The sequence below is a fragment of the Pseudoalteromonas peptidolytica genome (genome assembly GCF_012641745.1).
GTDB classification, from domain to species: Bacteria; Pseudomonadota; Gammaproteobacteria; order Enterobacterales; family Alteromonadaceae; genus Pseudoalteromonas; species Pseudoalteromonas peptidolytica.
In genome coordinates, this window is sequence record NZ_WEHZ01000001.1 from 253,104 (window position 1) to 279,912 (window position 26,809).

The following is a 26,809-nucleotide window of genomic DNA, read 5'->3' on the forward strand; positions in this document are numbered from 1 at the left end:
GGAGCGATTTTACATCGCGATTTAATAAAATCTCACCACATAAAGTGGCTCCTACCAGAGTTTATAGACTGAATGTAGGAGCGATTTTATATCGCGATATAGCACAAAATCTCACCACATAAAGTGGCGCCGACCTGAGTTACATACTGCATGTAGGAGTGATTTTACATCGCGGTTTAATAAAGTCTCGCCACATAAAGTGGCGCCGACCTGAGTTTATACACTGCATGTAGGAGCGATTTTACATCGCGATATAGCACAAAAGCTCGCCACATAAAGTGACTCCTACCAGAGTTTATACACTGCATGTAGGAGCGATTTTACATCGCGAAAGGTATAACACCGTAACTACAAAAAGTTGCGTTCAAACCGTTTAAGCACCATAGGTTTGACCTTTGCGGTGGTCAATATTAGTACAATAAAAGCGACAATAAACCAGATAGGGCGATTACCATGCTCTGCATACCAGCTCACTCCATTAATTAGCTTCACATCAGTTTTCAGTATATTCGCTTCGAATTGTGGAATAACATGCTGAACTTTACTAAGTGGATCGTACACACCAGTTATACCATTGTTCGTTACCCGGACTAATGGGCGCTGTAGTTCTAAGGCACGCATGCGAGCGATCTGCATATGTTGATGTGGACCATGGGAGTCACCAAACCAAGCGTCATTACTCACAGTAAAAAGGATATCTGACTCCGCTGTAAAGTTGCCCCTTACCAACTCGCTAAACGCAATTTCGTAGCAAATTGCGGGTAGTACATGTAAGCCATTTGCAAGTAAATTAGGCTGTACCGCTTCACCTCGAGTAAATGACGACATCGCTAGGTTAAACAGAGGTGCAATAGGACGTAGTAGGTCTTCAAATGGTACAAACTCACCAATAGGTAGCAGCTGATGCTTTTGATAGCGGTTTTTGTGCAGATAGTGGTATTGCCCTTCGCTATCTTCTTTTTCTTTTTTACCAAGCGTTATCAGCGTATTGTACGCGGTTCTAGTATCAAATTGATAATCGGGAATACCAGTAATCAAAGCTGTGCCGTTGAAGGTTGCGGCTTTGTCTAGATTTTCTAAAAATGGATAAGCTATATCTTCAAATTCAGGAATAGCAGCTTCCGGCCACACAACTAGGTCAACGCCTTGCCAATTTGGCCTAGTCATATCTCGGTATTTAGACATGGTTGGCCAAAACTGCTCAGGCTCCCAACGTAGGCTTTGTTTGATATTACCTTGCACAAGTAAAGTGGTGACCTCGTCTCCTGAATATTTTAAGGTGCCCTGGATTAAAGGAACACTGTAAAGCGCTGAAATACCCAAAAAACTTACAATAGCTAGATATATAGCGCGTTGTTTAAGTAAGTAATACAGGCTAGTTACCACTAGAATAATTAATAATGTCAGGCCAAACTCACCAACCCAAGGAGCTAAAGTATTCAGTGGTGAGTCTGTTAAGGTGTAGCCAAATCTAAGCCACGGAAAGCCCGTTAATAGGTGAGCACGTAACCATTCAGTAATCGCAAAGCCAGCAATAAGGGCGAGCACCCGTTGCCATGGTGTGTGAGTAAAGTAGCTGGCAAAAATAAATGCTAATGTTGGGTAGAGCGCCAAGTAAGCACAAAGTAGCGCCATTAACAGTACAGAGATCGCTAAAGGAAGACCACCAAATTCGGCAATAGAGACATGTACCCAGCTGATACCAAGGGCAAACCAGCCAAAACCAAATAGAAAGCCATACTTAGCCGCAAGTTTTGGATCAGGCTTATCGGTAAGCCAAACAGCGATAAGCAAGCTCGCAAAGACAACGGGCCAAACACCAAAAGGGGAGTAAGCAAAAGTAAGTGCACAGCCAGAAAATAGTGACAGCCATGCGAACTTATCTTTTGCGAGGTTACTCAGGTTAGATACTAGAGTCTTCAACATGTTCAGATTTAGGCACACTTACTTGAATTTGTAAGATCCTCCGGTTATCGGAGTTAGTAACCTTAAACTGAAGGGGATCTATGTCTATGGTTTCACCGCGGCTTGGCATGTGGCCAAACGCATGAAGAATGATACCACCAATGGTATCTGCTTCTTGGGTATCGTAGCTGGTTTTGAAGAACTCGTTAAATTCATCCAAAGGTGTAAGAGCTTGTACCGTGTAAACATGTTTGGATAGCTGACGAATATCCTGTTGTTCTTCGTCGTCATCATGTTCATCTTCTATTTCACCAACAATGGTCTCAAGAATATCTTCAATGGTAACCAGTCCAGATACACCGCCGTATTCATCAATCACGATAGCCATATGGTAGCGCTTTTGACGAAATTCGTTGAGTAGCGTATCAACACGTTTACTTTCAGGCACGACTACGGCTGGACGCAGATAATCACGGAGACTTGGCAAATCGCTCTGTTCACGCAAAATCAAAGGTAAGAGGTCTTTAGCAAGTAAGATGCCTTCTACGTGATCTTTATCTTCACAAATCACCGGGAAACGTGAGTGTGAAGATTCTACCATCATAGGTAGTTGAGCACTGAGCGGCTCATCCACATCTAGTGTAATCATTTGTGAACGCGGGATCATGATATCGCGCACTTTCAGCTCTGATACACTGAGTACACCTTCCATCATGTCCTTGGTTTCTGGGTCAATCAGCTGGCGCTCTTGCGCATCAGCAATGACCTCAGCCAGTTCTTCTTTATTTTGGGGTTCCCCTTGCAGCATCTGCGTGATGCGTCCCAGCCAGGTCTTGCCAGAAGAACCCTGACTACTTTGCGAGTTATCGTCGCTCATTAGTTGTGTCTGCTCCGTTATTTTAACAATCGTCTCTGTATGGATCTGCGATATGCAAAGAAGCGAGAATCTGCTTCTCTATTGTTTCCATTTCTACCGCGTCTTGTTCATTTATATGGTCAAATCCAAGTAAATGCAAGCAACCATGGATAACCATATGGGCGAAATGGTCATGAAAGGTCTTTTCTTGCTCTACGGATTCTTGGTATACCACTTGGGGACAGATAATTAAATCACCAATAAGTGGTAACTCGATCCCAGGTGGTGCATCAAATGGAAAAGATAATACATTAGTTGGCTTATCTTTGCCCCTGTACTGGCTATTTAGTTCTTGGCTTTCCTGCTCGTCAGCGATGCGAATCGTTAATTCTGCTTCTTTGCGAAACTGCGTTAATGCGTGTTCAGCCCATACTTGGAATTGTGCTTCGGATGGCAAGTTGTCAAACTCACAAGCCGCTTGCAAATCTAGCATTAAGTCCATGGTTTATTCCTCAGAAGATTGTTGTTTTGCTTATTGCTTTTCAGCTTTAGCAAAACGTTCTTGCTCTTCTTTCTTCTCATATGCTTCTACGATACGAGCTACAACTGGGTGTCTAACTACATCGTGAGATTTGAAGAAATTAAATGAAATTTCCTCTACGTCATTGAGTACTTCAATTGCATGGCGAAGACCTGAGCGCGCGCCGCGAGGTAAATCTATCTGCGTGATATCGCCAGTTATTACCGCCTTTGAATTGAATCCAATCCGAGTTAGAAACATTTTCATTTGCTCTGAGGTGGTGTTTTGACTCTCATCTAAGATAATAAAAGCATCATTAAGTGTTCGACCACGCATATATGCCAAAGGTGCAACTTCGATGACGTTTTTTTCAATTAAACGTTCCACTTTTTCAAAGCCAAGCATCTCGAATAGTGCGTCATAGAGTGGACGAAGGTAAGGGTCGATTTTTTGTGTTAAATCACCTGGTAAGAAGCCTAACTTTTCACCTGCTTCAACCGCAGGGCGAGTAAGTAGAATACGACGGATCTCTTGTCGCTCTAACGCATCAACCGCTGCTGCAACCGCAAGGTAGGTTTTACCCGTACCGGCAGGGCCGACACCGAAGGTTATATCGTGTGTTAAGATATTGGCGACGTACTGGCTTTGATTTGGATTACGGGGCTTAACTACACCGCGACGAGTCTTAATATAGACTTCTTTATCCCACACGGTTGGAGCGTCTTGTTCCAATACATTCGCTTCTGTGATTGCCAGATGAACCTGATCCGGCTCGATTTCTGTCATTTTTCCTTTCACAGGCTGAGTATCAACATATAGAGATTTTAGAATATCCACAGCAGCTTTTGCTGTTACTGCTTGCCCGGTCACTTTAAACCAATTGTCACGGTGGGCGATTTCAACTCCAAGGCGACGCTCTATTTGTTTTAAATTTTCGTCGAACGGACCACAAAGAGAGGAAAGGCGGTGGTTATCTGCGGGTTCTAAGTAAATTTCTATATTCTTAATCTGATTACTCAAAATGTCTTCCTATAAAAATGACGCTAGCCGGAGCTAGCGCGCAATTTAAAAATGCTAGGGGGTAAAAGTACCAACACCTAATTCATTAATTTCAGGTTCTTGTGGCGCTTTGTTTAAGATATCAGCAGGTTTTACGTCACGACGTAAATCCATTTCAGCTTCAGTTCGGATAAGCTCACCACGTAACGAGTTTGGTAACGCCTCAGTAATACGTACATCGACGAATTGGCCGATCACAGAATGCGGGCCTTCAAAGTTTACAACGCGGTTATTTTCGGTTCTACCACGAAGCTCCATAGGGTTCTTCTTCGATGGGCCTTCAACCAAGATACGTTGCTCGGTATCGTGCATTTTGCGGCTAATATCTTGCGCCATTTGGTTGATACGATTTTGTAGAATATACAGACGCTCTTTCTTTTCAGACTCAGCAACGTCATCTGGTAAATCCGCGGCAGGTGTACCTGGGCGTGCCGAGTAGATGAAACTAAAGCTCATATCAAAACCAATATCATTGATAAGGTTCATCGTTGCTTCGAAGTCTGCGTTTGATTCACCCGGGAAACCAATAATGAAATCTGAGGACATGCTCAAATTTGGACGGATTTTACGTAGCTTACGAATGGTTGACTTGTATTCAAGTGCGGTATGACCACGCTTCATCAAGTTCAAAATACGGTCAGAGCCGCTTTGTACTGGCAAGTGTAAATGGTCAACAAGTTCAGGCACATCAGCGTACGCTTCAATAATATCCGGCGTAAATTCTACTGGGTGAGAAGTGGTATAGCGAATACGATCGATACCGTCAATTGCAGCTACATAGCGTAGCAAGTCAGAGAAATAGCAGATTTCACCATCGTGCATTTCACCACGATACGCATTTACGTTTTGACCTAATAGGTTTACCTCTCGTACGCCTTGCTCTGCAAGCTGAGCGACTTCTAAAATAACATCGTCTAACGGGCGGCTTACTTCTTCACCGCGGGTATAGGGTACAACGCAGAACGTACAGTACTTAGAACACCCTTCCATAATCGACACAAATGCCGATGGACCTTCAGCTTTTGGCTCAGGTAAACGGTCAAACTTTTCAATTTCAGGGAACGAAATGTCGACAACAGAGCCTTCTTTACTCTGCACCTGCTTAATCATTTCCGGCAAGCGGTGTAAGGTTTGAGGACCAAACACGATATCAACAAATGGAGCACGTTGTCGAATTGTGTCACCTTCTTGCGATGCGACACAGCCACCTACGCCGATAACGAGATCTGGATTTGTGTCTTTTAATAGTTTCCAACGACCAAGTTGGTGAAATACTTTTTCCTGCGCCTTCTCACGAATCGAACAAGTATTGAGTAGGATCACATCAGCTTGTTCAGCTTCTTCTGTGAGCTGATAGCCATTTGTTGAATCCAAAAGATCCGCCATTTTCTGGGAGTCGTACTCATTCATTTGACAACCCCAGGTTTTAATATGCAGTTTTTTACTCATTTAAATATTGCCTCGTTTACAACTCGGTGTTTAGCACTACGCTTTATCGGGCAGGCGATACTGAAAGTGATATCATTATGCCTAAAGGACGCGTATTTTATATGACCTATCTTGTCAAGCCAAGTATAGATTTTAACTTTCAAAATGTGGATCAATACAGTGCGTTTTAAGCAAACATCTGTTTTTATATGCGTTACAATGCGCAAAGACTCTAATAACGGGAATATGGCATGAAAAACAAGGCTCTGATAGTGGGAGGCGGCATGGTAGGTGCTGCTTGTGCGGTGAAGTTAGCTAAGCAAGGTGTTGACGTTACCCTGATTGAACATGCACCGATATCACCTGACGTAGTGTTGGCAAGTGATAAGGTCGATATTCGGGTGTCGGCAATCAACCGTTTTTCGGAGCATTTATTAGATGGACTTGGCGCTATGCCGCTACTAAGAAATACCAGAGCAGCCGTTTACAAGCAGTTAGAGGCCTACGAGGATAAGCCTGGGCAATTACTCTTTGATTGTGAAGAATTAAATGCGTCACATTTAGGGCATTTAATTGAAAATAACTTGATCCAGGCTGCACTTTGGCTGCAGTTTGACGAATTTAATATTAAAGTAGTGTCGCCAGAGGGACTCCCTACTCACATAACCCGAGACAATGATTCAATTACAATCCATTATTCACAACAAAACTATACTGCTGATTTATTGATCGCAGCAGATGGTGGTCGCTCGGTCGTACGTCAATTGAGTGGCATTGGTGTTACTGGGTGGCAATATGATCAACACTGCATGGGGTTGCTCATTAAATTAGATGCGCCACAGCAAGAAAAAACATGGCAGCAATTTAAGCCATCTGGGCCTATTGCATTTCTGCCCATGCAGTACCCCTATGCCAATTTAATTTGGTATGACAATGGCAATAAACTCAAGATGTTGAAGCAATTAGACAAGCAAGCGTTAAAACAAGAAGTACAGTCCGCATTTTTTGAATTACCGGGTGATTTTGAAATTGAAGATGTCGCTGTATTTCCACTTGCCAGACAGCACGCCAATGCTTATGTTGCCGAGCGAATAGTGTTAGTAGGTGATGCAGCACACACTATTAACCCATTAGCGGGGCAGGGCGTAAACCTTGGCTTCAAAGACGTTGTAGCGCTTGCCCAAGCGTTGGAGCCTAGTGAAGATATAGGTGACAGCAGTGCACTTAATCATTACGAATCTAAGCGTAGAAAAGACAATCTCTTGATGATGAGTATGATGGATGCGTGTTATTTTGGGTTTTCAAATCAAGTCACACCACTAAAGCATCTACGAAACTTCGCGTTGAATGTAGCGAATAAAGCAGGGCCGCTAAAAAAAGAAGTACTTAAGCACGCCATGGGGGGCGTGGGCTTTTAATTTGTTTGTAAACATCCTAAGAAAAGGGCAAACAGGGATAAGAGCGGTCGCACAATCTTTCGCTTTGCCTTTAAATTCTACATCTTTGCAAAACCCTCTGGCTAGACAAGGAAACAACTAAGTTGTGCTTTAGTAACAATGAGTTGGAACATCCCTTATCGAAACCTCAGGTTAAAACGAGTTTATCGCGATGATAGTTTCATATTGTTCAGCAGTAACAATAGTTCTTAGGTTATCAATAGCAGATGATCGATATTATCGATGCGGTATTAATTGGATATATTATGAAGGGTATAAAAGATGATATAAATGGTGCGGAAAGAGAGACTTGAACTCTCACATCCGAAGATACTGGAACCTAAATCCAGCGCGTCTACCAATTCCGCCACTTCCGCACATTACATTTTTCTTAGCTGCATCTCAAAGAGATGGCTGGAGTACCAGGATTTGAACCTGGGAATGGCGGGATCAAAACCCGCTGCCTTACCGCTTGGCGATACTCCAGCAATAGAGGTAAGTTCAAATCTTATTTAGCCTAGATTTGATTTAGGCCACCTTACCGCTTCCACTTCGTGTCGAGACGATACCCAGCAATAGAGGTAAGTTCAAGTTTTTTTAATTCTACTTGAAAGAATATGGTGCGGAAAGAGAGACTTGAACTCTCACATCCGAAGATACTGGAACCTAAATCCAGCGCGTCTACCAATTCCGCCACTTCCGCAAATCTTTTTGCATTAGTTATTAGAACCTAAATCCAGCGTCTATATCTAGACAACTGCCAATTCTTTAACTTTCGCATTGTATTATCTGGAGTATTTGAAACGTAAATCCAGCGTCTATTTCAAGACATCTGCCAATTTCTCAACTTCAGAATGTTGGCTGGAGTACCAGGATTTGAACCTGGGAATGGCGGGATCAAAACCCGCTGCCTTACCGCTTGGCGATACTCCAACGAAATAAAATCTTTTTTAGTTCTGACTTAAAAGAACATGGTGCGGAAAGAGAGACTTGAACTCTCACATCCGAAGATACTGGAACCTAAATCCAGCGCGTCTACCAATTCCGCCACTTCCGCACATCTTTTTGCATTGGTTATTGGAACCTAAATCAAGAGTCTATATCTAGACAACTGCCAATTCCGCTACTTCTGCATTTAAAGAATGGTGGCTATGCCCTGATTTGAACAGGGGACCCCATCATTATGAGTGATGTGCTCTAACCAGCTGAGCTACATAGCCATTGGCTGGAGTACCAGGATTTGAACCTGGGAATGGCGGGATCAAAACCCGCTGCCTTACCGCTTGGCGATACTCCAACGAAAACTTGATTATTTTAGTTCTAATCGAGAACATGGTGCGGAAAGAGAGACTTGAACTCTCACACCCGAAGGTACTGGAACCTAAATCCAGCGCGTCTACCAATTCCGCCACTTCCGCATTGTTGGCTGGAGTACCAGGATTTGAACCTGGGAATGGCGGGATCAAAACCCGCTGCCTTACCGCTTGGCGATACTCCAACGAAAACTCAAATCTAACTTAAATTGTTGAACCCAGGATTTGAATCTGGGGGGGATGAGCGAGGGATCAAAACCTCTCTCTTCTCTTCCTTACCGCTTGGCGATACTCCAACGAAATAAAATCTTTTTTAGTTCTGATTTAAAAGAACATGGTGCGGAAAGAGAGACTTGAACTCTCACATCCGAAGATACTGGAACCTAAATCCAGCGCGTCTACCAATTCCGCCACTTCCGCACATCTTTTTACATTAGCTATTGGAACCTAAATCCAGCGTCTATATCTAGACAACTGCCAATTCCGAAACTTTCGCACATATTTTTGCTAGCTAGATAAGTTTTGGTAGTAGTTAAAATATGGTGGCTATGCCCTGATTTGAACAGGGGACCCCATCATTATGAGTGATGTGCTCTAACCAGCTGAGCTACATAGCCATCTTTTTAACTTCTCATCATCGCTGATGCGGGGCGTATTATGCGTATATGCCCCCAAGCCGTCAACACCTTTTTTGCAAAAAATCAGTTATCACAGTTTGTTTGCAGATAAATTAAGCGAAACGGCTTGTTTTTATATCAAATCCTAAGGGGGAATTGCAAATCTTTAACAATGCCGATTGAATTTTAAGCTAGGGTATTGTGTAAAACAGGCTGCGAGAAATACATCAATTACCCAAAGCAGTGGTTATTTAGCGAGATAGTCTGATCTCACATTAATTTTTCGGGTTTGGGATACAAAAAAGGAGCCTAAGCTCCTTTTTATGGTATGTCGTATCGCTAAAACGATTACACGTTAAATAAGAAGTTCATCACATCGCCATCTTTAACGATATATTCTTTACCTTCTTGACGCATTTTACCTGCATCTTTTGCACCAGACTCACCACGGAATTCGATGTAGTCATCAAAACCGATGGTTTGTGCACGGATGAAGCCACGTTCAAAGTCTGTATGGATCTTACCTGCGGCTTGTGGTGCTGTTGCACCAACAGGGATAGTCCATGCACGCACTTCTTTAACACCTGCTGTAAAGTAAGTTTGCAGCTTCAACAGTTCATAACCACCACGGATAACGCGGTTAAGCCCTGGCTCATCAAGACCTAAGTCGTCCATAAACTCTTTCTTGTCTTCTTCGTCAAGCTCAGACAGTTCAGCTTCAATCGCAGCACACACAGGAATGACAACGGCGTCTTCAGCAGCAGCTATTTCACGTACTTTGTCAAGGAAAGGGTTATTTTCAAAACCATCTTCATTAACGTTTGCAATGTACATGGTTGGCTTGATAGTCAAGAAGTTTAAGTAGCTGATTGCTGCCGCTTCTTCTTTAGTTAACTCTAACGAACGAAGTGTTAAGCCCTCATCCAAGTGTGCTTTTACTTTTTCAAGTACCACAAGCTCAAACTTTGCGTCTTTGTCGCCACCTTTGGCTTTTTTAGCGTTACGCAGTACAGCGCGGTCAGCCGCATCCATATCCGCAAGCACCAACTCAGTATTGATAACGTCAATATCTTCAGCTGGATCAATTTGACCTGCTACATGTACGATATTTTCGTTTTCGAAACAGCGTACAACGTGACCGATAGCATCGGTTTCACGAATGTTTGCTAAAAATTGGTTACCTAAACCTTCACCTTTGGATGCACCTTTAACCAAACCTGCAATATCTACAAACTCCATAGAGGTTGGGATAGTACGCTGAGGGTTGACGATTTCAGCTAGCTGATCAAGGCGAGAATCTGGTACAGGTACTACACCGGTATTCGGTTCGATAGTACAAAAAGGAAAGTTTGCGGCCTCAATGCCCGCTTTAGTCAACGCATTAAATAAAGTAGATTTACCTACGTTCGGTAAACCAACAATGCCACATTTAAAACCCATAGTGTTTATTCCTAAATTTCTACCGTATTATCTCAATCCACATTCGCGAACCGAGAAGCTTAGGTATGACTCAATTAAGTCGCAGCAGTGAACTGTTACGGTTTAAATGAATGTAGTCTATTTTGCGCCTTTAACACACCGTCTTTTGCGAGTATTTCCATACATCTGACTGCTTCATCAACAGCGGCCTCAATTTTTTCTTGATCCGCTTGTGGGGCTTTGCCTAAGACCCAACCAGTTACCTTGTCTCTGTGTCCTGGATGGCCAATTCCAACACGTAGTCGCATAAACTCTTTGTTGTTTGCCATTTTTGCTATGATGTCTTTTAGACCATTATGACCACCATGGCCGCCACCTTTTTTAAGTTTGGCAATACCGGGTTCAATATCCATTTCATCATGAGCAACGAGAATACTCTCAACGGGGATTTTATAAAAATTGGCAAGACTCGAGACTGCTTTACCACTCAAATTCATATAAGTAGTAGGGATCAGTAATTTAAACTCTTGATTGTTGATGAGCACTTTGCCAGTAAGGCCATGGTGCTTAGAGTCTGGTTTAAGGAGGCAGTTGTATCGTCTGGCTAGTTCTTCAATAAACCATGCGCCAGCATTATGACGGGTGTTTGCGTATTCGGGGCCTGGATTTGCCAGGCCCACAAGCATTTGAATATTATTCAAGGTGCTAACACCTGAATAATTACTCAGCTGCGTCTTCAGCAGACTCTTCAGCAGGAGCTGCTTTAGGAGCGTTTACTGAAACTACTGCTTGGTCGTGATCTGCACCTTTAGCCAGCTCAACTGACACAACACCTGCTGGAAGTGTGATATCAGATAGGTGTAGAGTTTCACCAGCAGCTACATTCGCTACGTCAACTTCAATGAACTCAGGAAGTCTTGCTGGTAGGCAAGTGATTTCTATTTCAGTTAGTTGGTGAACGATAGTGTTACCGCCTTTCGCTGCTTTTTCTTCATTGATGAAGTGAACAGGGATCTTAGTGTGTAGCTTCTGTGAAGCATCAACGCGTTGGAAGTCTAAGTGAGTGATCTTAGGCTTGTACGGGTGACGTTGGATATCTTTAAGAATTGCTTCAACAGACTCACCGCCGATGTTTAGCGTAAGGATGTGAGTGTAGAAACCTTCGTCTTCTTGCGCTTTTAATACTTTGTTGTGGTCAAGAGTTAGTGAAACTGCATCTTTACCAGCACCGTATAGGATTGCAGGAACTTTGTCAGCGCGACGTAGGCGGCGGCTCGCACCAGTACCTAGGTCAGAACGTACTTCAGCGTCTAATTTGTATACAGACATGGATGTCTCCAAAATAATTTAAGTTAATATGTCAGAGAGCTCGCGACCAAGCTCCCTGCCTAAAAAAGGCGCGCCAATATACCACTAACGCACCTGCAATGAAACCTATAAAACAAAAAAAGCACCAGAGGTGCTTTTTGGCTAATCAGTTTTATTGCTGATTAGTGTTGAAACATCGCAGAGATAGACTCTTCGTTGCTGATACGACGAATAGTTTCAGCCATCATATCTGCAAGTGTTAGTACTTTGATGTTATCGAGTGCTTTTAATTCATCTGAAAGAGGTATTGAGTCAGTTACGATAACCTCATCAATCACTGAGTTACGTAAATTCTCAGCAGCATTACCTGAAAGCACTGGGTGAGTCGCATAAGCAAATACGCGTTTTGCACCATGTTCCTTAAGCGCAGCAGCAGCTTTACACAGTGTACCACCAGTATCAATCATATCATCGACGATAATACAGTCACGACCAGCTACATCACCGATAATGTGCATCACTTGAGAAACGTTAGCTTGCGGACGGCGCTTATCTATAATAGCAAGGTCTTTATCGTCTAACAGTTTTGCAATCGCACGAGCACGAACAACGCCGCCAATATCAGGTGAAACCACGACTACATCTTCAAACTTACGCTCTTTCATGTCTTCGATAAGCACAGGGCTTCCGAATACATTGTCTACAGGTACGTCGAAGAAACCTTGGATTTGTTCTGCGTGTAGGTCAACAGTAAGGACACGGTCAACACCAACACTTGATAGGAAATCTGCTACCACTTTTGCAGTAATTGGAACACGAGCAGAGCGCACTCGGCGGTCTTGGCGTGCATAACCGAAATAAGGAATAACGGCTGTGATACGACCAGCAGATGCACGACGTAGCGCATCAACCATGACGATTAACTCCATTAAATTATCATTTGTAGGAGCACATGTTGATTGGATGATGAATACATCTGAACCACGAACGTTTTCGTTGATTTGAACGCTAATTTCACCGTCGCTAAAACGGCCAACAACGGCATCACCTAACTCTATAAACAAACGTTTTGCAACTTTTTGAGCTAGCTCAGGTGTTGCGTTACCAGCGAAGAGCTTCATGTCGGGCACGGTAGGGTTCCTCAGGCACTGAATTTTTTTGGACTAACATGCAATGACCATGAAATAAAAAAGTCAAAACAAGCTAACTTAAACAATTTACTTCTAGTTTTGCCAAGCGCGTAATTGTCGATGACAAATTGACTCACTTGTATTTTGGGCAATAAAGCCCTGCCAAGATGATGGTAGAGTTTCGAGCACACGCAGCGCTGCCTCACGATTTTCAAACTCCGCGAAACAACAAGCTCCAGTACCAGTCATTTTGGTTGGTGCATATTTTAGCAACCACGTGAGGGTCTTTTCAACCTCGGGGTAAAGCTTTTTGACAAGAGTTTGACAGTCATTGCCTGTATCCGAGAGTTTCCAACCGTTTTTAAGCTTAGGAGTAGCACGAGGCAAATCTGGATGCGTGAAGATTAATGCTGTGCTGACATGAACCGGTGGGGCAACCACTAAATACCATTTTTGTGGAATATCCATTGGCTCAAGCTGCTCCCCAATACCATGTGCAACGGCTGTTTTACCTTTGACAAATACAGGTACATCCGCACCTAAACCCAAGCCTATTTTTGCAAGTTCTGAAATAGTAAGTTGACATTGCCAAAGTGTATTTAGTGCCAGCAATGTGGTTGCTGCATCCGAAGAGCCCCCTCCAACCCCTCCACCCATAGGTAGTTTTTTATTTAGGTGGATTTCGACTCCTGCTGTAACTTTTTTGTACGGCTCGAGTGTTTTAGCGGCTTTATAAATGAGGTTTTGCTCAAGTGGGATATCCGCAGTGTCGCCAGTAATAATGATATTTTGATTGGTGTCGGTGAGTGTAAAGGCTAACTCATCGCCAAAATCTAAAAAAGTAAATAAAGTTTCTAGCTCATGGTAGCCGTCTTCTCGACGACCGTTGATATGCAGAAAAAGATTTAATTTTGCCGGAGCGCTTAGTGTCAGTGTCTTCATTTGAACTGCCATGAAGTGATTAATACTTTGACCTCAATGTTGGTCGATGAGAGTTTCATACGGCTCGGTAACCACATGCCATCTTGCATTTTATATTGTTGATAGGTGATTTGCCACACTCGGCCTGATGGGCTTTGCCATTGTGTGTTTTTTATTCTACCAAGATCATCAAGTTTGTTGGCTGGTGCTTGAACTTGTCCAGTTAACCACTGTGGAGCTTGGTTTACAGGTAGCGACAGTCCACTTAAGCGTTTGACTAAGTCACTACTGTCCATACCTTTGTGGACATTGTCTTCAAAGGTCAGTTCAGAGTGTGTGTCTAGCTCAGCAAGTTCAAATATACGGGTGCCGACAAAGCTAGTTAAGATCAGATTTTGTTTGTTTTCCTTTAAATACCAATTAAAGTTGGCTGATTGACGATTGTCTGGAGCAATGAATGCAAGTTTACCTCGAGCTTGCCAATTTTTTTGTTGTTTTAGCGTAGAACGCCAGTCTTGTGCCGCATTTTGCTGAGGTAATTGTTGCGCACAGCCTGTTAAAATTAATAAAAATATGAGTAAAATCAAATGAAGTTGTCTCAAAGGCCTTTCCTTACTTTCCATATTCGATTGATTTTTGGTAAAATTGCCGACTTTAAAGCAGGGCTCGAGCAATACTGGCATCTATGACCATCATCGCACTTGGTATCAATCACAAAACCGCGTCTGTAGAATTACGTGAAAAAGTGGCGTTTTCTCCAGAACAGCTTACAGAAGCATTGCACCAACTCCAACATTCTTCGCAGTTTAAAGAATCTGTGATTGTGTCGACCTGCAATCGAACCGAAATCTATTGTAGCCTTGAGTCTGCTGATCCCCAAGCATTACTCAATTGGCTATCTGAGTTTCATAACATAGAGCAACGAGCCTTAACGGAAAATGTCTATGTGCATATGAACCAAGATGCCGTAAACCATTTAATGCGTGTGGCTTGTGGGCTGGACTCTTTGGTGCTCGGTGAACCGCAGATCCTTGGGCAAATCAAACAGGCGTTTAGTACAGCAAAGCAACATCAAGCTATTCATCCGACCTTTGAGAGACTATTTCAAAAAACATTTTCAGTGGCAAAGCAGGTGCGTACAGAGACAGACATTGGTGCCAGTGCTGTTTCAGTCGCCTATGCCGCGGTAAATTTAGCTAAGCACATTTATGGCCAGTTAGACAGAACACAGGTATTACTGATAGGGGCTGGTGAAACCATTGAACTGGTAGCAAAACACCTCTCGCAGCATAACCCTAAATCTATTACTGTTGCGAATAGAACCATTGAGCGTGCGCAAAACCTAGCAACAGAAATAGGCGGGAGTGTGATTTCGTTGGCACAGCTTCCTGAGGCGTTACCTGATGCCGATATTGTCATTAGTTCCACGGCCAGTACTTTGCCGATTATAGGTAAGGGTATGGTTGAGCAGGCGCTTAAAAAGCGTCGACACAAGCCAATGTTATTTATCGATATTGCAGTACCTCGCGATATTGAAAGTCAGGTATCAGAGCTAGATGCTGCTTACCTTTACTCTGTTGATGACCTTCAGGCCATTGTGAATGAAAATTTGGCAAGCCGTGAGCAGGCTGCTATTGAAGCGCAGCAAATTATTGATGTTCGTACCCAAGAGTTTTCTGAATGGCAGCGCTCGCTGCACTCCGTAGATGTCATTCGGCAATATCGCCAAAGTGCACAAGAAATAAAAAATGAGCTCGTAGAAAAAGCGTTAAATCAGCTACAATCGGGCAAAGACGCAGAAAAAATTATTATCGAATTAGCAAATAAGCTGAGTAATCGACTAACCCATGCACCCACACGCGCCATTCAAGAGGCCGCGAAAGAAGGTAATATCGACAAGTTAGCGCAACTTAAGCAAACATTAGGAATTGAGCAGGAATAACAGTTAATGAAAGAGTCTGTATATCGTAAGTTAGAAACCTTAGTAGAGCGCTATGAAGAAGTGCAAGCCATGCTAAGCTCACCTGAGGTAATTAGCGATCAGAACCGCTTTCGCGCCTTATCTAAAGAGTTCTCAGAATTAGAAGATGTAGTTAAAGCGTTTACAGCCTACCAACAGGCTCAGGAAGACGTAGCAACTGCAGAAGAAATGCTAAAAGACTCAGATCCAGATATGCGAGAAATGGCGCAGGAAGAGTACAAAGAAGCCAAGGCAGCTATTGCAGCACTTGAAGATGACCTCCAGGTACTAATGTTACCTAAAGATCCAAAAGACAATAATAACGTGTTTTTAGAAGTGCGTGCGGGCACTGGAGGTGATGAAGCTGCCATTTTTGCAGGTGATTTATTCCGTATGTATAGCCGCTACGCGGAAACACAAAAATGGCGCGTAGAAATCATCAGTGCCAACGAAGGTGAGCATGGTGGTTATAAGGAAGTGATCGCAAATATTAGTGGTGACGGCGTTTATGGTAAACTTAAGTTTGAGTCTGGTGCGCACCGAGTTCAGCGAGTCCCTGAAACCGAATCGCAAGGTCGGGTACATACTTCTGCGTGTACAGTGGCGGTGATGGCAGAAATCCCTGAAGCCGAAGCCATAGAAATTAATCCATCAGATTTAAAAATTGATACTTTCCGTGCCTCAGGTGCCGGTGGTCAGCACGTCAACAAAACGGATTCTGCCATCCGTATTACGCACTTACCAACAGGTGTAGTGGTGGAGTGTCAGGATGAGCGTTCACAACATAAGAACAAAGCTAAAGCCTTGTCAGTACTGAGCGCTCGTTTACAACAAGCTGAAGACGAAAAGCGAGCCGCAGCAGAAGCGTCTGAGCGCCGTAACTTAGTAGGTAGCGGTGACCGCTCTGAGCGTATTCGTACCTATAATTATCCTCAAGGACGTATCACTGACCACCGCATAAATTTAACACTTTATCGCCTAAACGAAGTAATGTCGGGAGAGCTTGGTGCGGTTATTGACCCGCTTGTCATTGAATATCAGGCCGACCTACTTGCAGCAATGAGTGATGGCGATTGATGTCAGTGCTCACTATTGCCCAGGCTATTGCTTGGGCAACCAAACAACTGCATGACTACTCCGAATCAGCAAAGCTAGACAGTGAAGTGCTGTTACTGCACGTCATTGAAAAAAACCGCACTTACCTCTTTACATGGCCCGAGGCGGAGCTCTCAAAGCCGCAACAATCATTGTTCGAGACTTACATCAAACGTCGCATCACCGGTGAACCAGTTGCACATATTACCGGCCAAAGAGAGTTCTGGAGTTTACCGCTTAAGGTTAACAACAGCACGCTCATTCCAAGACCTGATACAGAAACATTAGTAGAGCATGTACTCACACTGACCATGCCAAATGATGCAAAAGTGCTAGACTTAGGCACAGGCACTGGAGCAATTGCGTTAGCTTTAGCGAGTGAATACCCCTCATGGGAAGTCACCGCGGTTGATGCTTCAGCGGCAGCAGTCGCGTTAGCTAAGGAAAATCAAACTCAGTTAGGCTTTGATAACGTGACCATTTTGCAAAGTGACTGGTTCGACGCTTTGGCTGAGCAGCGGTTTGATCTTATCGTCAGTAATCCACCGTATATAGATGAGGAAGATCACCACTTATCTCAAGGCGACGTTAGGTTTGAGCCGCGCAGTGCGTTAGTCGCTGCGATGCATGGTTATGCTGATATTTTTCATATTATTACCTGCGCCAAAAGGCATTTAAACGCTGGCGGTTATCTACTACTCGAACATGGCTTTGAGCAAGCGAGTAAGATCCGTCAGTTTTTTGCAGAAATGGCGTATATTAATATACTTACCATAAAAGATATGGCAGGGTGTGATAGAGTGACGTTGGCAATGCTGCCTTAAAAGCCACGAATCCACACCAGAATTAGGCGCTTCAATAGGATCCGCAATATGGATGATTTTTTGTTTTCAGATGAACCCGCTGATGTAGTAGAACCCGAAAAGGTTGGTGCTTGGAAGGTCATTATTGTTGATGATGAACCTGAAGTTCATGCGGTGACTAAGTTGGCGCTCAGTGACTTTGAGTTTCAGAATAAACGGCTCGAGTTTATTAGTGCCTATTCCGGCGAGGAAGCAAAAAAGGTTGTGGATAGTCACCCTGATGCAGCGGTTGTACTGCTTGATGTGGTGATGGAAAGCGATGATGCCGGCTTACAAGTTGCTAAGTACATTCGTGAAGTAGCCAAGAACAACCACATCCGTATCATTCTAAGAACGGGGCAGCCTGGCCAAGCGCCAGAGCGCCAAGTGATTGTCAACTATGATATTAATGACTACAAGTCAAAAACTGAACTGACAGCGCAAAAGCTTTTTACCGTCGTGATGTCGAGTTTGCGTTCGTATCGAGATATTCTGGCTATTGACCAATCTAGACAGGGGCTGGAAAAAATTATTAAAGCATCTCGAGATATTTTCGCGACACATTCAATCGAGAGCTTTATAGAAGGAGTGCTTCAGCAGTTGACGTCGCTCCTTGGCACTGTTGATCAGGCAATGTATGCAACTTCCCTTGCAGCAGGTAAAGAAGCTGGACAAAGCAATGACCAGTTAGTGGTGTTTGCAGGGCGCGGTGAGTTTGAAAGCAGCGAGGGTAAACCTATCGCTGAAGTGCTAAGCAGTGACCAAATGGATGCTTGCCTAAAAGCGCTTCAAGAAAAAGATATTGTTTATAAAGATAATTATCTATTTGCGTATTGTTCTAGCGATTATAACCACGCTTCGATGCTGTTTGTGTCTGGGATCCCTGAGTTTTTAACTGAAACGCAAAGACACCTGATTGATATTTTTGCGCAGAATATGCAGTTAGCATACGAAAACGTGCAGCTTCAAGCTGAAATAGAAGATACCCAGCAAGAATTAGTGATCCGCTTGAGCGAAGCGTTGGAGTTACACTCAACAAACACAGGAAATCATGTGAAAAGGGTGGCTTATCTGTGTCATGCCTTAGCTAAGGAGATAGGTTTGTCCGACAAAGAGGCAGAGCTTGTCAAAATGGCATCACCTCTACACGATGTTGGCAAGGTGGGGATCCCAGATGCCATTTTAAACAAACCGAGTAAGCTCACAGATGAAGAATGGAAAGTAATGCAGACCCACACTGAAAAAGGGTTTGAATTACTCAAAGACTCACGCCGAGAAATTGTCAGTGCTGGCGCGTTGATAGCCAGAGATCACCATGAAAAATGGGATGGTAGTGGCTACCCTAAAGGGAAAAAAGGTGATGAGATCCACCTTTACGGCAGGATTGTAGCGCTGGCAGATGTATATGACGCACTACGTCACAAGCGTTGTTATAAAGAAGCATGGAGCAAAGAAGACGCACAGCGCGAAATTACCGCACAAAGAGGTAAACACTTCGATCCGACACTCGTAGATGTATTCAATCGCTGTATAAATGAGTTAGAATCAATCTTACAACGATTCCCTGACTAGAGATTTTTATGGATTATATGGCGTTAAAACACACGCATTTATTGTTTGTGGTATTGAGTATTGTGCTGTTTTACACCCGTGCATTTTCACGCTTGGGCTCTGGCAAGTTAGCAGCAAATAAAGGCGTGTTCATTACCAGTCACAGTGTTGATACTTTATTGCTGATCACTGCTGTTGTTCTAGCTGTGACTGCAGGGTTGAGTCCGGGGCAGCAGCCTTGGTTGTTACAAAAAATTATATTAGTGTTTGGTTACATAGCGCTTGGTTTTGTGATTGCAAAAGCAGGCGCTAAGAAAATAAAAATAATAGCCCTTGGTACAGCAACGCTTGTATTGCTGGCAATCGCACACTTGGCTGTTAGCAAGCAAAGCTTGCTTTTTTAACTGACATCATAGCGCTTCTATAGCACCTCTGTAATTAACCGAGATTCGGTTTAATTAGTTCGCGACTAGGATTACTTTTTTACGACTTTTGGCAATATGACAAAAAGTGGTAAACTAGTCGCTCTTAATAAAAGCATTCAAGAGAAACTGAATTCTATGAAGAATGATATCTGGTTAGATGAGAATGACTTATCTCTCGATGACAATTCAGATGCATTTTCCTACCCACCCTTGATCCGTTGTATCAAGGCTGAGCAAAGTTGGGATGCACAAGCTGATACCAATGAAACGTTATGTCAGTTAGCTGAACTTGAATTTGCCGTGGATGAGATCCGCCAAAAACAAAAAAACCAGCATAAGTGTTTAGATGGCGTTTTAGATGCTTTTTATACTCAATGGTTATTTAGTGGCAGTAGTCAAGACGTTCCTGAGTACAAACTCAACAGCGTATGTTATGCACTTTCAATGCGCAGCGGCACCAATACTGCACTAGGACTTATCTTAGTTCACTTACTTGAACGCGCAAAACTCAATGCGAGCTTGGCCTTAAGTCAAGGTGAAATTATTGTTCATGTTGCACTGAGTGAAGAAGAAGGATATGTCGTTGAACCAAGCTCTGGTCATCAAACTTGGTATATTATGCCGGAGAATGAAAATAAAAAAGACCAAGAGCAAGATCAAGAACCAATGGAGCTGATTTTCAACGAAGAATCCGTAAAGCTATACCTATCTCAGCAAAAATGGGCCTTTATTGCAGTAGAAAAGTTTGGTCATGCGTTGAGTTGTGTTGAACAACTAATGGATATATTAGGCGATGATCCTTATGAACGCCGTGATAGAGGTTATTTGTTGAATCAATTAAATTGCCCAAAAATGGCAAAGGATGATTTGCAATTTTTTATTGATGAATGTCCTGACGATCCGACTATTGAAGTGATCCAACACCAAATAAAAGAGTTGGCCGATCATAACAATATTCTGCATTAAAAATAGTGTCATAAAAATAATAACAGCGAGGAGTTATGGAGCAAAGTACTGCGCTTGTTACAAATAATGCGGTCATTATGGGACTGTTGGCCGTAATCCTAGGCTTCGTTTTTTACACCTCTAGCCAAAAGAGTGGCTTTTGGGCGAAGTTTTACAAGTATATTCCCGCGCTATTAATGTGTTATTTCTTACCGTCATTGCTCAACACATTTGGTATCGTTGATGGTAATAACAATGATGTATATACCGTTGCAAAGTATTATTTGCTCCCAGCTTGTCTAGTTTTGCTCACCTTAAGCATTGATCTTAAGTCTATCGCTGGGTTAGGCAAAAAGGCAATTATCATGTTCTTGACGGGAACGGTGGGTGTTGTGATTGGTGGTCCAATTGCGCTTTTACTTACAGCTACTTTTATGCCAGAACTACTCGGTGTAACTGGTCCAGAAGCCGTATGGCGCGGTATGGCTGCGCTTGCAGGAAGCTGGATTGGTGGTGGTGCCAATATGGTGGCTATGAAAGAGATTTATGGTGCAGGTGGAGAAATCTTCACCATCATGGTAACGGTTGATATTGTTGTCGCAAACCTGTGGATGGCGTGCTTGCTCTATATGGCGGCGCGAAATAAAGAAATTGACGCTAAAACGGGTGCAGATACCTCCTCAATCAACCGACTGATTGACAAAGTCCAGGCGTTTGAGGCTGAGCACGCAAGACGTCCAGAGTTAAAAGACTTTATGATCCTTGTTGGGTTTGCCTTTGGCGCTACGGGGTTAGCGCACTTTGCTGCTGATTTACTTGTGCCATTTTTCAGCGCTAACTATCCAGAGCTAAAGAAATTTTCACTTCACAGCAAGCTTTTTTGGATCATTGTATTAGTGACAACGATTGGGTTGGCGTTATCGTTCACCAAAGCTCGCCAGTATGAAGCGGTTGGCGCGTCAAAAATAGGCTCAAGCTTTTTGTACATACTCGTTGCCACGATAGGCTTACACATGGATATTACCAAGATTGTGGAAGCGCCCAAGTATGTTGTTATTGGTGTTATTTGGATGGCGGTGCACGTCGGACTATTATTTATTGTAGCTAAAATTATTAAAGCTCCAGTGTTTTATATTGCTGTTGGCAGTAAAGCAAACATTGGCGGTGCAGCATCAGCCCCAGTAGTTGCTTCGGCATTTCATCCCGCGCTTGCGCCGGTTGGGGTGTTATTAGCGGTACTTGGCTATGCGCTTGGTACATATATGGCTTGGTTATGCGGACAATTGCTTCGCGTGATTGGTAGCTAAAGGATAAAAAATGAATACAGATATTATTAACGTCGCGGGACGTGAGGTTGCTAACGATAAGCCGTTTGTACTGTTCGGTGGCATGAATGTGCTTGAGTCACGTGACTTGGCAATGCAAATCGCAGAGCATTATGTTGAAGTGACGAGTAAGCTTGGGATCCCATACGTATTTAAAGCGTCATTTGATAAAGCCAATCGCTCGTCAATCAATTCTTACCGTGGCCCTGGCATGGAAGAAGGCTTAAAGATTTTTGAAGAAGTCAAAAAGACTTTTAATGTACCAGTGATCACCGATGTACATGAGCCATTTCAAGCAAAACCGGTAGCAGAAGTAGCGGATGTTATTCAATTACCTGCCTTCTTAGCCCGCCAAACTAACTTGGTTGTCGCGATGGCAGAAACTGGCGCGGTGATAAATGTGAAGAAGCCTCAGTTTTTAGCGCCACACGAAATGCGCCACATTATTAAAAAAATTAATGAAGCTGGTAACGACAAGGTGATCTTGTGCGAGCGTGGAAGTAGCTTTGGCTACAATAACCTCATTGTTGATATGCTGGGAATGGATGACATGAAGCGTATGGCACCAGTGATTTTTGATGCGACACATGCGCTACAGCGCCCTGGTGGCCGCAGCGATTCTGCTGATGGCCGTCGTGCTCAAGCAGCAGAACTTGCTCGAAGTGGTATGGCGTTGGGATTAGCTGGACTTTTTATTGAGGCGCACCCAAATCCAAATGAAGCAAAATGTGACGGCCCTTGTGCGCTGCCGCTTGCTAAGCTTGAAGGCTATTTACAGCAAATGAAGGCAGTAGATGAGCTTGTTAAAAGTTTTGCGCCACTGGACACCAGTGCTGCTGATTTATAATCTATAGCCAAGCAATCTTGTGTGACTTGATTGCTTGGGTATATTAATTGCCCGCGTATTGCGGGTTTTTTATAGGCATGAATAAATGTCACGACGAGTTCCACCATTAAACGCATTAAAGGCCTTTGAAGCGGCGGCACGGCATCTGAGCTTTACCAAAGCAGCAGAGGAGCTGTATGTCACGCAGGCAGCAGTTAGTCATCAAATTAAAATCTTAGAAGAACATCTTGGGCTAAAGTTGTTTTTACGCAAAAACCGCTCGCTGCTGTTAACCGAGGAAGGGCAGGGCTATTACCTCGATATAAAAGATATTTTTTCACAGTTAATTGATGCGACTGAAAAGCTGCTGGCACGAGGTGCAAAAGGCTCGCTGACGGTAAGTCTAACGCCGAGCTTTGCGATTCAATGGTTGGTGCCAAGGCTCAGTAACTTTAATGAATTGCACCCGGAAATTGATGTACGGATAAAAGCTCAGGACCATGATGACAATTCATTAACCGACGATGTAGATGTGGCGATTTACTATGGCCGTGGCAACTGGAATGGGGTGCAAACCCATAAATTACATACTGAGTATTTAGTACCGTTATGTAGTCCATTTTTATTAACGGGTCCAAAGCCGTTAAATCAGCCAAGCGACCTCGCGCAACATACTTTATTGCATGATACTACTCGGCGAGCTTGGAAGGCATGGATGAAAACCGCGGGAGTCAGAAACGTTGCGGTCAATACCGGGCCTATCTTCAGTCACTCTTCTATGGTATTACAGGCGGCAATTCACGGCCAAGGTGTGGCGCTGGGCAATAGCGTACTGGCAAGGCCGGATATTGATGCGGGTCGACTGGTTATTCCATTTAGTCATCACCTTGAAAGTAAGAACGCCTACTACTTAGTATTTAGAGAGTCGCAATCGGAACTGGGTAAAATTGTCTCATTCAAAGAATGGATGCTCGGTATGGTAGAACACGAACAAGAGTTAAATAGTTTATGAGCACAGTAAATATTGAATGGCACTATGCAGAAAACCCAGTTGCACAATTTATTTTTGCCCACGGTGCTGGCGCTGGCAGTGACAGTGACTTTATGCAAGAAATGGCTAAGTTACTAGCTGCAGCGGGGGTTCAAGTGGGCTTGTTTGACTTTGAATATATGCAGCAAGCAAAACGCGAAGGAAAAAAACGTCCGCCTGAACGCGCTCCAAAATTACTCGCTTACTTTGAGCAAGTCTTAGCGGCGGTCGAGCCTGATTTACCGCTCTTTATTGGTGGTAAATCGATGGGGGGGCGCATGGCTTCGATGTTGGCCTGCGAGACATCAGTAAATCTTCAAGGTGTTTTGGCATTTGGTTATCCGTTCCATCCGTCGGGAAAACCTGAAAAACTGAGAGTAGATCACTTTCCTGAGCTAAACTGCCCAATGCAAATTTTACAAGGTGAGCGAGACACCTTTGGCAACCGCACTGAAGTGGATGCGATGTGCTTCCCAGAACAAATAACAGTAAAGTGGCTAAAAGATGGCGATCACTCATTAAAGCCGCGTAAAGTAAGCGGTGTTAGCGAGGCTGAAAGTCGTGTCAATGCAGCAGCAATTGCTGCTAGCTTTATCAAGGAGCACTGTCATGGCTAAACTGTATCTCATCGTGGGTAGTGTATTTTGTTTGCTGTCTGTGGCGCTTGGAGCTTTTGCTGCACATGGTTTAAAAGGCCGTCTAAGCGAGTATGCGATTGGCATTTTTAATACTGCTGCACAGTACCAAATGACCCATGGCCTTGCCATTATCGCGACTGCATTTTTAATCAAATGGGGACTGAAAGTGCAGCTCGCAGGTGGCTTTTTTATCGCTGGCGTATTGCTGTTTAGTGGCAGTCTATACTTACTGGCGTTAACGAATATGAAGTGGCTGGGCCCTATTACGCCGATTGGCGGCAGCTGTTTTTTGATAGCTTGGATCTTATTGATTATTCAAGCTGCTAAATCTTCCTTTTAATTAAGTCTTACTGAGAATCTGATGTCGAGTATCGTTATCTATTGTCGTGGTGGTTTTGAAAATGACGCCGCTGCTGAAATTAATCATTATGCTGCAAAGCATGGTATTGCAGGTTATGTAAAAGCCAAACCTAATACTGCGTATGTAACGTTTGAGTGTTTTTCGCCTAATGATGCTGAGACATTAGCAAAGAAAATAGACTTTAAAAAGCTGGTATTTGCTAGACAGTGGTTTGTTGGTACTTTACAAACAGATATGCCGATTGAAGATAGAGTCAGTGTGATAAAAGAGGCGGTGCAGGACTTTCCTCTGTGTGGTGAGCTGCGTGTAGAAACACCGGATACCAATGAGGGCAAAGAACTTTCTAAATTCTGTAAAAAGTTTTCGACGCCTTTATCAAAAACGCTTGAAAAGCAAAACAAACTGACTCGTGAGGTAAAGTCTGCCAAACCTGTGTTGCATGTGCTGTTTTTAGCCAATAACACAGCGTATGTGGGTTATTCATTTAGTGATAACAATTCACCTTTTTTTATGGGGATCCCGCGTCTTAGAATGCCTTCGGATGCGCCAAGCCGCTCTACTCTTAAGTTAGATGAGGCATTTCATGTATTTGTGCCAAAAGCTCAGCAAGAAACACGTGTGAGATCAGGCATGCGAGCAGTTGACTTGGGGGCGTGTCCAGGTGGTTGGACGTACCAGCTTGTGCGCCGTGGTATGTTTGTTGCTGCGATTGATAATGGACCCATGAATGAAGACTTGATGGAAACAGGACAAGTGAAACACTTCCGTGAAGATGGGTTTAAGTATCGGCCAGAAAAGCGCAATATTGATTGGTTGGTTTGCGATATGGTTGAGAAGCCCACCCGAGTCGCAGACTTGATGGTAGATTGGATAGTTAATGCGTTTGCTCGTGAGCTTATATTTAACTTAAAGCTACCAATGAAAAAGCGTTTTGACAGTGTGTATGAATGTCTCACTTTAATTCATGAAGAGCTGCAAAAATACAATGTTGACTACGAAATTCAAGCAAAGCATTTATATCACGATCGCGAGGAAGTCACGGTGCACATTAATGTATTGAAAGTACCACAAAACTTGTATAGCTGATTGGTAGGTGCTTATTTGTGGTAGGTGCGATTTTACATCTCGAGCACTTTTACAAAATCGCCGTGTAAAACGGCTCCCACCCCAAGTGGTTCGCTGATTTGTGGTAGGAGCGATTTTACATCGCGGGTACTTTTACAAGATTGCCTTGCAAAACGGCTCCCACACGAGTGGTTCGCTGATTTGTGGTAGGAGCGATTTTACATCGCGAGATTTTTACAAGATTGCCTTGCAAAACGGCTCCCACACAGAGTAGCTTATTTGTGGCAGTAGCGATTTTACATCGCGAGATTTTTACAAGATTGCCTTGCAAAACGGCTCCCACACAGAGTAGCTTATTTGTGGTAGGAGCGATTTTACATCGCGAGTACTTTTACAAGATTGCCGTGTAAAACGGCTCCCACCCAGAGTAGCTTATTTGTGGCAGTAGCGATTTTACATCTCGAGACTTTTACACCATCGCCGTGTAAAACGGCTTCCACACAGAGTAGCTTATTTGTGGTAGGAGCGATTTTACATCGCGAGATTTTTATACCATCGCCGTGTAAAACGGCTCCCACACGAGAGGTTCGTTTATTTGTGGTAGGAACGATTTTACATCGCGAGCACTTATACAAAATCGCCGTGTAAATCGGCTCCCACCCCAGGGGCGGAGCATACTTTGATTACTTATAAACCAAAGAATACCTGTGCCCTAAATTTGTCGTTCCAGCCAGCGGTTTTCAATTTGCTGCGTTGACTCGGTAAGCCGCATTCACACTGCTTGAGCATATTCATTACAAAGCGCCTGAATAGGGCCATATTTTCTACCGCACC

Annotated in this window: 24 protein-coding genes, 11 tRNA genes and 1 pseudogene; 13 read left to right on the forward strand and 23 right to left on the reverse strand. The window is 43.5% G+C overall.

Translation table 11 applies throughout. The features are described from left to right. Positions 1-348 precede the first annotated feature (348 nt). From lnt to miaB, 5 genes are read right to left on the reverse strand one after another with little or no spacing between them, the layout of a single operon-like run. Positions 349-1,926 (reverse strand): apolipoprotein N-acyltransferase, encoded by a 1,578-nt coding sequence (lnt, locus tag F9Y84_RS01105; RefSeq protein ID WP_125250457.1) that lies wholly within the window; start codon positions 1,924-1,926, stop codon positions 349-351. Further along, positions 1,904-2,782, reverse strand: coding sequence for a CNNM family magnesium/cobalt transport protein CorC (gene corC / locus F9Y84_RS01110; RefSeq protein ID WP_147390297.1), 879 nt, complete (start codon positions 2,780-2,782; stop codon positions 1,904-1,906). Before corC ends, lnt begins: the two co-directional genes overlap by 23 nt. Positions 2,783-2,804: 22 nt before the next feature. After that, positions 2,805-3,263: an rRNA maturation RNase YbeY gene (ybeY, locus tag F9Y84_RS01115; protein ID WP_147390298.1), complete on the reverse strand. Its 459-nt coding sequence runs from the start codon at positions 3,261-3,263 to the stop codon at positions 2,805-2,807. 30 nt (positions 3,264-3,293) lie between these two features. Further along, the gene (locus tag F9Y84_RS01120) at positions 3,294-4,301 is read right to left on the reverse strand and encodes a PhoH family protein (RefSeq protein ID WP_147390299.1); all 1,008 of its coding nucleotides are present in this window, start codon (positions 4,299-4,301) and stop codon (positions 3,294-3,296) included. A 54-nt stretch (positions 4,302-4,355) separates the two neighbouring features. Further along, complete coding sequence (miaB, locus tag F9Y84_RS01125) at positions 4,356-5,789, reverse strand: tRNA (N6-isopentenyl adenosine(37)-C2)-methylthiotransferase MiaB (protein WP_125250453.1); 1,434 nt, start codon at positions 5,787-5,789, stop codon at positions 4,356-4,358. A gap of 230 nt (positions 5,790-6,019) precedes the next feature. Here miaB and F9Y84_RS01130 point away from each other — a divergent pair, with 230 nt between their 5' ends. Beyond that, positions 6,020-7,186 (forward strand): FAD-dependent oxidoreductase, encoded by a 1,167-nt coding sequence (locus F9Y84_RS01130; RefSeq protein ID WP_147390300.1) that lies wholly within the window; start codon positions 6,020-6,022, stop codon positions 7,184-7,186. A gap of 310 nt (positions 7,187-7,496) precedes the next feature. On the opposite strand, the gene F9Y84_RS01135 is transcribed toward F9Y84_RS01130, so the two are convergent. From F9Y84_RS01135 to lolB, 17 genes are all read right to left on the reverse strand, one after another. Then, positions 7,497-7,581, reverse strand: a tRNA-Leu gene (locus F9Y84_RS01135). 34 nt (positions 7,582-7,615) lie between these two features. After that, positions 7,616-7,690 (reverse strand) — tRNA-Gln (locus F9Y84_RS01140). A gap of 132 nt (positions 7,691-7,822) precedes the next feature. Next, a tRNA-Leu gene (locus tag F9Y84_RS01145) sits at positions 7,823-7,907 on the reverse strand. A 155-nt stretch (positions 7,908-8,062) separates the two neighbouring features. Further along, positions 8,063-8,137, reverse strand: a tRNA-Gln gene (locus F9Y84_RS01150). A gap of 39 nt (positions 8,138-8,176) precedes the next feature. Further along, positions 8,177-8,261 (reverse strand) — tRNA-Leu (locus F9Y84_RS01155). A gap of 86 nt (positions 8,262-8,347) precedes the next feature. Continuing rightward, a tRNA-Met gene (locus F9Y84_RS01160) sits at positions 8,348-8,424 on the reverse strand. Between the two features lie 2 nt (positions 8,425-8,426). Continuing rightward, positions 8,427-8,501: transfer RNA gene (locus F9Y84_RS01165), tRNA-Gln, on the reverse strand. Between the two features lie 36 nt (positions 8,502-8,537). After that, positions 8,538-8,622 (reverse strand) — tRNA-Leu (locus tag F9Y84_RS01170). A gap of 5 nt (positions 8,623-8,627) precedes the next feature. Further along, positions 8,628-8,702 (reverse strand) — tRNA-Gln (locus F9Y84_RS01175). Positions 8,703-8,852: 150 nt separating this feature from the next. After that, positions 8,853-8,937 (reverse strand) — tRNA-Leu (locus F9Y84_RS01180). Between the two features lie 120 nt (positions 8,938-9,057). Continuing rightward, positions 9,058-9,134, reverse strand: a tRNA-Met gene (locus F9Y84_RS01185). Between the two features lie 348 nt (positions 9,135-9,482). Next, positions 9,483-10,574 (reverse strand): redox-regulated ATPase YchF, encoded by a 1,092-nt coding sequence (ychF, locus tag F9Y84_RS01190; protein ID WP_125250451.1) that lies wholly within the window; start codon positions 10,572-10,574, stop codon positions 9,483-9,485. 95 nt (positions 10,575-10,669) lie between these two features. Beyond that, positions 10,670-11,254, reverse strand: a complete 585-nt coding sequence (gene pth, locus F9Y84_RS01195) for an aminoacyl-tRNA hydrolase (RefSeq protein WP_125250450.1) — start codon at positions 11,252-11,254, stop codon at positions 10,670-10,672. A gap of 19 nt (positions 11,255-11,273) precedes the next feature. Beyond that, the gene (locus tag F9Y84_RS01200; RefSeq protein ID WP_125250449.1) at positions 11,274-11,882 is read right to left on the reverse strand and encodes a 50S ribosomal protein L25/general stress protein Ctc; all 609 of its coding nucleotides are present in this window, start codon (positions 11,880-11,882) and stop codon (positions 11,274-11,276) included. Positions 11,883-12,043: 161 nt separating this feature from the next. Next, positions 12,044-12,991: a ribose-phosphate pyrophosphokinase gene (locus F9Y84_RS01205; protein ID WP_010370444.1), complete on the reverse strand. Its 948-nt coding sequence runs from the start codon at positions 12,989-12,991 to the stop codon at positions 12,044-12,046. A 93-nt stretch (positions 12,992-13,084) separates the two neighbouring features. Further along, positions 13,085-13,933 (reverse strand): 4-(cytidine 5'-diphospho)-2-C-methyl-D-erythritol kinase, encoded by an 849-nt coding sequence (gene ispE, locus F9Y84_RS01210; protein ID WP_147390750.1) that lies wholly within the window; start codon positions 13,931-13,933, stop codon positions 13,085-13,087. Beyond that, positions 13,930-14,514, reverse strand: coding sequence for a lipoprotein insertase outer membrane protein LolB (gene lolB, locus F9Y84_RS01215; RefSeq protein ID WP_167508293.1), 585 nt, complete (start codon positions 14,512-14,514; stop codon positions 13,930-13,932). The genes ispE and lolB overlap by 4 nt, the downstream gene beginning before the upstream one ends. 83 nt (positions 14,515-14,597) lie before the next feature. Here lolB and hemA point away from each other — a divergent pair, with 83 nt between their 5' ends. The 12 genes from hemA (at position 14,598) to rlmM (ending at position 25,996) form a co-directional block, all read left to right on the forward strand. Continuing rightward, positions 14,598-15,854, forward strand: a complete 1,257-nt coding sequence (gene hemA, locus F9Y84_RS01220) for a glutamyl-tRNA reductase (RefSeq protein WP_128731920.1) — start codon at positions 14,598-14,600, stop codon at positions 15,852-15,854. A 6-nt stretch (positions 15,855-15,860) separates the two neighbouring features. Continuing rightward, on the forward strand, positions 15,861-16,949 hold the full coding sequence (gene prfA / locus F9Y84_RS01225) for a peptide chain release factor 1 (protein ID WP_125250445.1): 1,089 nt from the start codon (positions 15,861-15,863) through the stop codon (positions 16,947-16,949). Next, a complete protein-coding gene (prmC, locus tag F9Y84_RS01230) occupies positions 16,949-17,791 on the forward strand; it encodes a peptide chain release factor N(5)-glutamine methyltransferase (RefSeq protein ID WP_147390752.1) in 843 nt (280 codons plus the stop codon). The genes prfA and prmC overlap by 1 nt, the downstream gene beginning before the upstream one ends. A 48-nt stretch (positions 17,792-17,839) precedes the next feature. Then, entirely contained in the window at positions 17,840-19,381 is a 1,542-nt protein-coding gene (locus tag F9Y84_RS01235; protein ID WP_147390753.1) for a response regulator, read from the forward strand. Positions 19,382-19,389: 8 nt separating this feature from the next. Then, a complete protein-coding gene (locus F9Y84_RS01240) occupies positions 19,390-19,764 on the forward strand; it encodes a SirB2 family protein (protein WP_125250442.1) in 375 nt (124 codons plus the stop codon). A 156-nt stretch (positions 19,765-19,920) separates the two neighbouring features. Next, positions 19,921-20,751: a tetratricopeptide repeat protein gene (locus tag F9Y84_RS01245; RefSeq protein WP_167508294.1), complete on the forward strand. Its 831-nt coding sequence runs from the start codon at positions 19,921-19,923 to the stop codon at positions 20,749-20,751. A 35-nt stretch (positions 20,752-20,786) separates the two neighbouring features. Further along, positions 20,787-22,037, forward strand: a complete 1,251-nt coding sequence (locus tag F9Y84_RS01250) for a DUF819 family protein (protein WP_128731916.1) — start codon at positions 20,787-20,789, stop codon at positions 22,035-22,037. Positions 22,038-22,047: 10 nt separating this feature from the next. Next, on the forward strand, positions 22,048-22,902 hold the full coding sequence (gene kdsA, locus F9Y84_RS01255; protein ID WP_147390755.1) for a 3-deoxy-8-phosphooctulonate synthase: 855 nt from the start codon (positions 22,048-22,050) through the stop codon (positions 22,900-22,902). Between the two features lie 85 nt (positions 22,903-22,987). Beyond that, complete coding sequence (locus F9Y84_RS01260; protein ID WP_088531408.1) at positions 22,988-23,893, forward strand: transcriptional regulator GcvA; 906 nt, start codon at positions 22,988-22,990, stop codon at positions 23,891-23,893. Then, positions 23,890-24,528: an alpha/beta family hydrolase gene (locus F9Y84_RS01265; protein WP_147390756.1), complete on the forward strand. Its 639-nt coding sequence runs from the start codon at positions 23,890-23,892 to the stop codon at positions 24,526-24,528. The genes F9Y84_RS01260 and F9Y84_RS01265 overlap by 4 nt, the downstream gene beginning before the upstream one ends. After that, positions 24,521-24,889: a DUF423 domain-containing protein gene (locus F9Y84_RS01270; protein ID WP_147390757.1), complete on the forward strand. Its 369-nt coding sequence runs from the start codon at positions 24,521-24,523 to the stop codon at positions 24,887-24,889. Before F9Y84_RS01265 ends, F9Y84_RS01270 begins: the two co-directional genes overlap by 8 nt. 21 nt (positions 24,890-24,910) lie before the next feature. Continuing rightward, a complete protein-coding gene (gene rlmM / locus F9Y84_RS01275; RefSeq protein ID WP_147390758.1) occupies positions 24,911-25,996 on the forward strand; it encodes a 23S rRNA (cytidine(2498)-2'-O)-methyltransferase RlmM in 1,086 nt (361 codons plus the stop codon). 666 nt (positions 25,997-26,662) lie between these two features. On the opposite strand, the pseudogene F9Y84_RS01280 reads toward rlmM, so the two are convergent. Further along, positions 26,663-26,809: pseudogene (locus tag F9Y84_RS01280) on the reverse strand (ISAs1 family transposase); the annotation flags it as partial.

Excerpts from the sequence above, each read along its gene's own strand:
- lnt (WP_125250457.1), bottom strand. The coding sequence starts at position 1,926 with ATGTTGAAGACTCTAGTATCTAACCTGAGTAACCTCGCAAAAGATAAG.
- corC (WP_147390297.1), bottom strand. The coding sequence starts at position 2,782 with ATGAGCGACGATAACTCGCAAAGTAGTCAGGGTTCTTCTGGCAAGACC.
- ybeY (WP_147390298.1), bottom strand. The coding sequence starts at position 3,263 with ATGGACTTAATGCTAGATTTGCAAGCGGCTTGTGAGTTTGACAACTTG.
- miaB (WP_125250453.1), bottom strand. The coding sequence starts at position 5,789 with ATGAGTAAAAAACTGCATATTAAAACCTGGGGTTGTCAAATGAATGAG.
- F9Y84_RS01130 (WP_147390300.1), top strand. The coding sequence starts at position 6,020 with ATGAAAAACAAGGCTCTGATAGTGGGAGGCGGCATGGTAGGTGCTGCT.
- ychF (WP_125250451.1), bottom strand. The coding sequence starts at position 10,574 with ATGGGTTTTAAATGTGGCATTGTTGGTTTACCGAACGTAGGTAAATCT.
- F9Y84_RS01200 (WP_125250449.1), bottom strand. The coding sequence starts at position 11,882 with ATGTCTGTATACAAATTAGACGCTGAAGTACGTTCTGACCTAGGTACT.
- ispE (WP_147390750.1), bottom strand. The coding sequence starts at position 13,933 with ATGAAGACACTGACACTAAGCGCTCCGGCAAAATTAAATCTTTTTCTG.
- hemA (WP_128731920.1), top strand. The coding sequence starts at position 14,598 with ATGACCATCATCGCACTTGGTATCAATCACAAAACCGCGTCTGTAGAA.
- prfA (WP_125250445.1), top strand. The coding sequence starts at position 15,861 with ATGAAAGAGTCTGTATATCGTAAGTTAGAAACCTTAGTAGAGCGCTAT.
- prmC (WP_147390752.1), top strand. The coding sequence starts at position 16,949 with ATGTCAGTGCTCACTATTGCCCAGGCTATTGCTTGGGCAACCAAACAA.
- F9Y84_RS01235 (WP_147390753.1), top strand. The coding sequence starts at position 17,840 with ATGGATGATTTTTTGTTTTCAGATGAACCCGCTGATGTAGTAGAACCC.
- F9Y84_RS01240 (WP_125250442.1), top strand. The coding sequence starts at position 19,390 with ATGGATTATATGGCGTTAAAACACACGCATTTATTGTTTGTGGTATTG.
- F9Y84_RS01245 (WP_167508294.1), top strand. The coding sequence starts at position 19,921 with ATGAAGAATGATATCTGGTTAGATGAGAATGACTTATCTCTCGATGAC.
- F9Y84_RS01250 (WP_128731916.1), top strand. The coding sequence starts at position 20,787 with ATGGAGCAAAGTACTGCGCTTGTTACAAATAATGCGGTCATTATGGGA.
- kdsA (WP_147390755.1), top strand. The coding sequence starts at position 22,048 with ATGAATACAGATATTATTAACGTCGCGGGACGTGAGGTTGCTAACGAT.
- F9Y84_RS01260 (WP_088531408.1), top strand. The coding sequence starts at position 22,988 with ATGTCACGACGAGTTCCACCATTAAACGCATTAAAGGCCTTTGAAGCG.
- F9Y84_RS01265 (WP_147390756.1), top strand. The coding sequence starts at position 23,890 with ATGAGCACAGTAAATATTGAATGGCACTATGCAGAAAACCCAGTTGCA.
- F9Y84_RS01270 (WP_147390757.1), top strand. The coding sequence starts at position 24,521 with ATGGCTAAACTGTATCTCATCGTGGGTAGTGTATTTTGTTTGCTGTCT.
- rlmM (WP_147390758.1), top strand. The coding sequence starts at position 24,911 with ATGTCGAGTATCGTTATCTATTGTCGTGGTGGTTTTGAAAATGACGCC.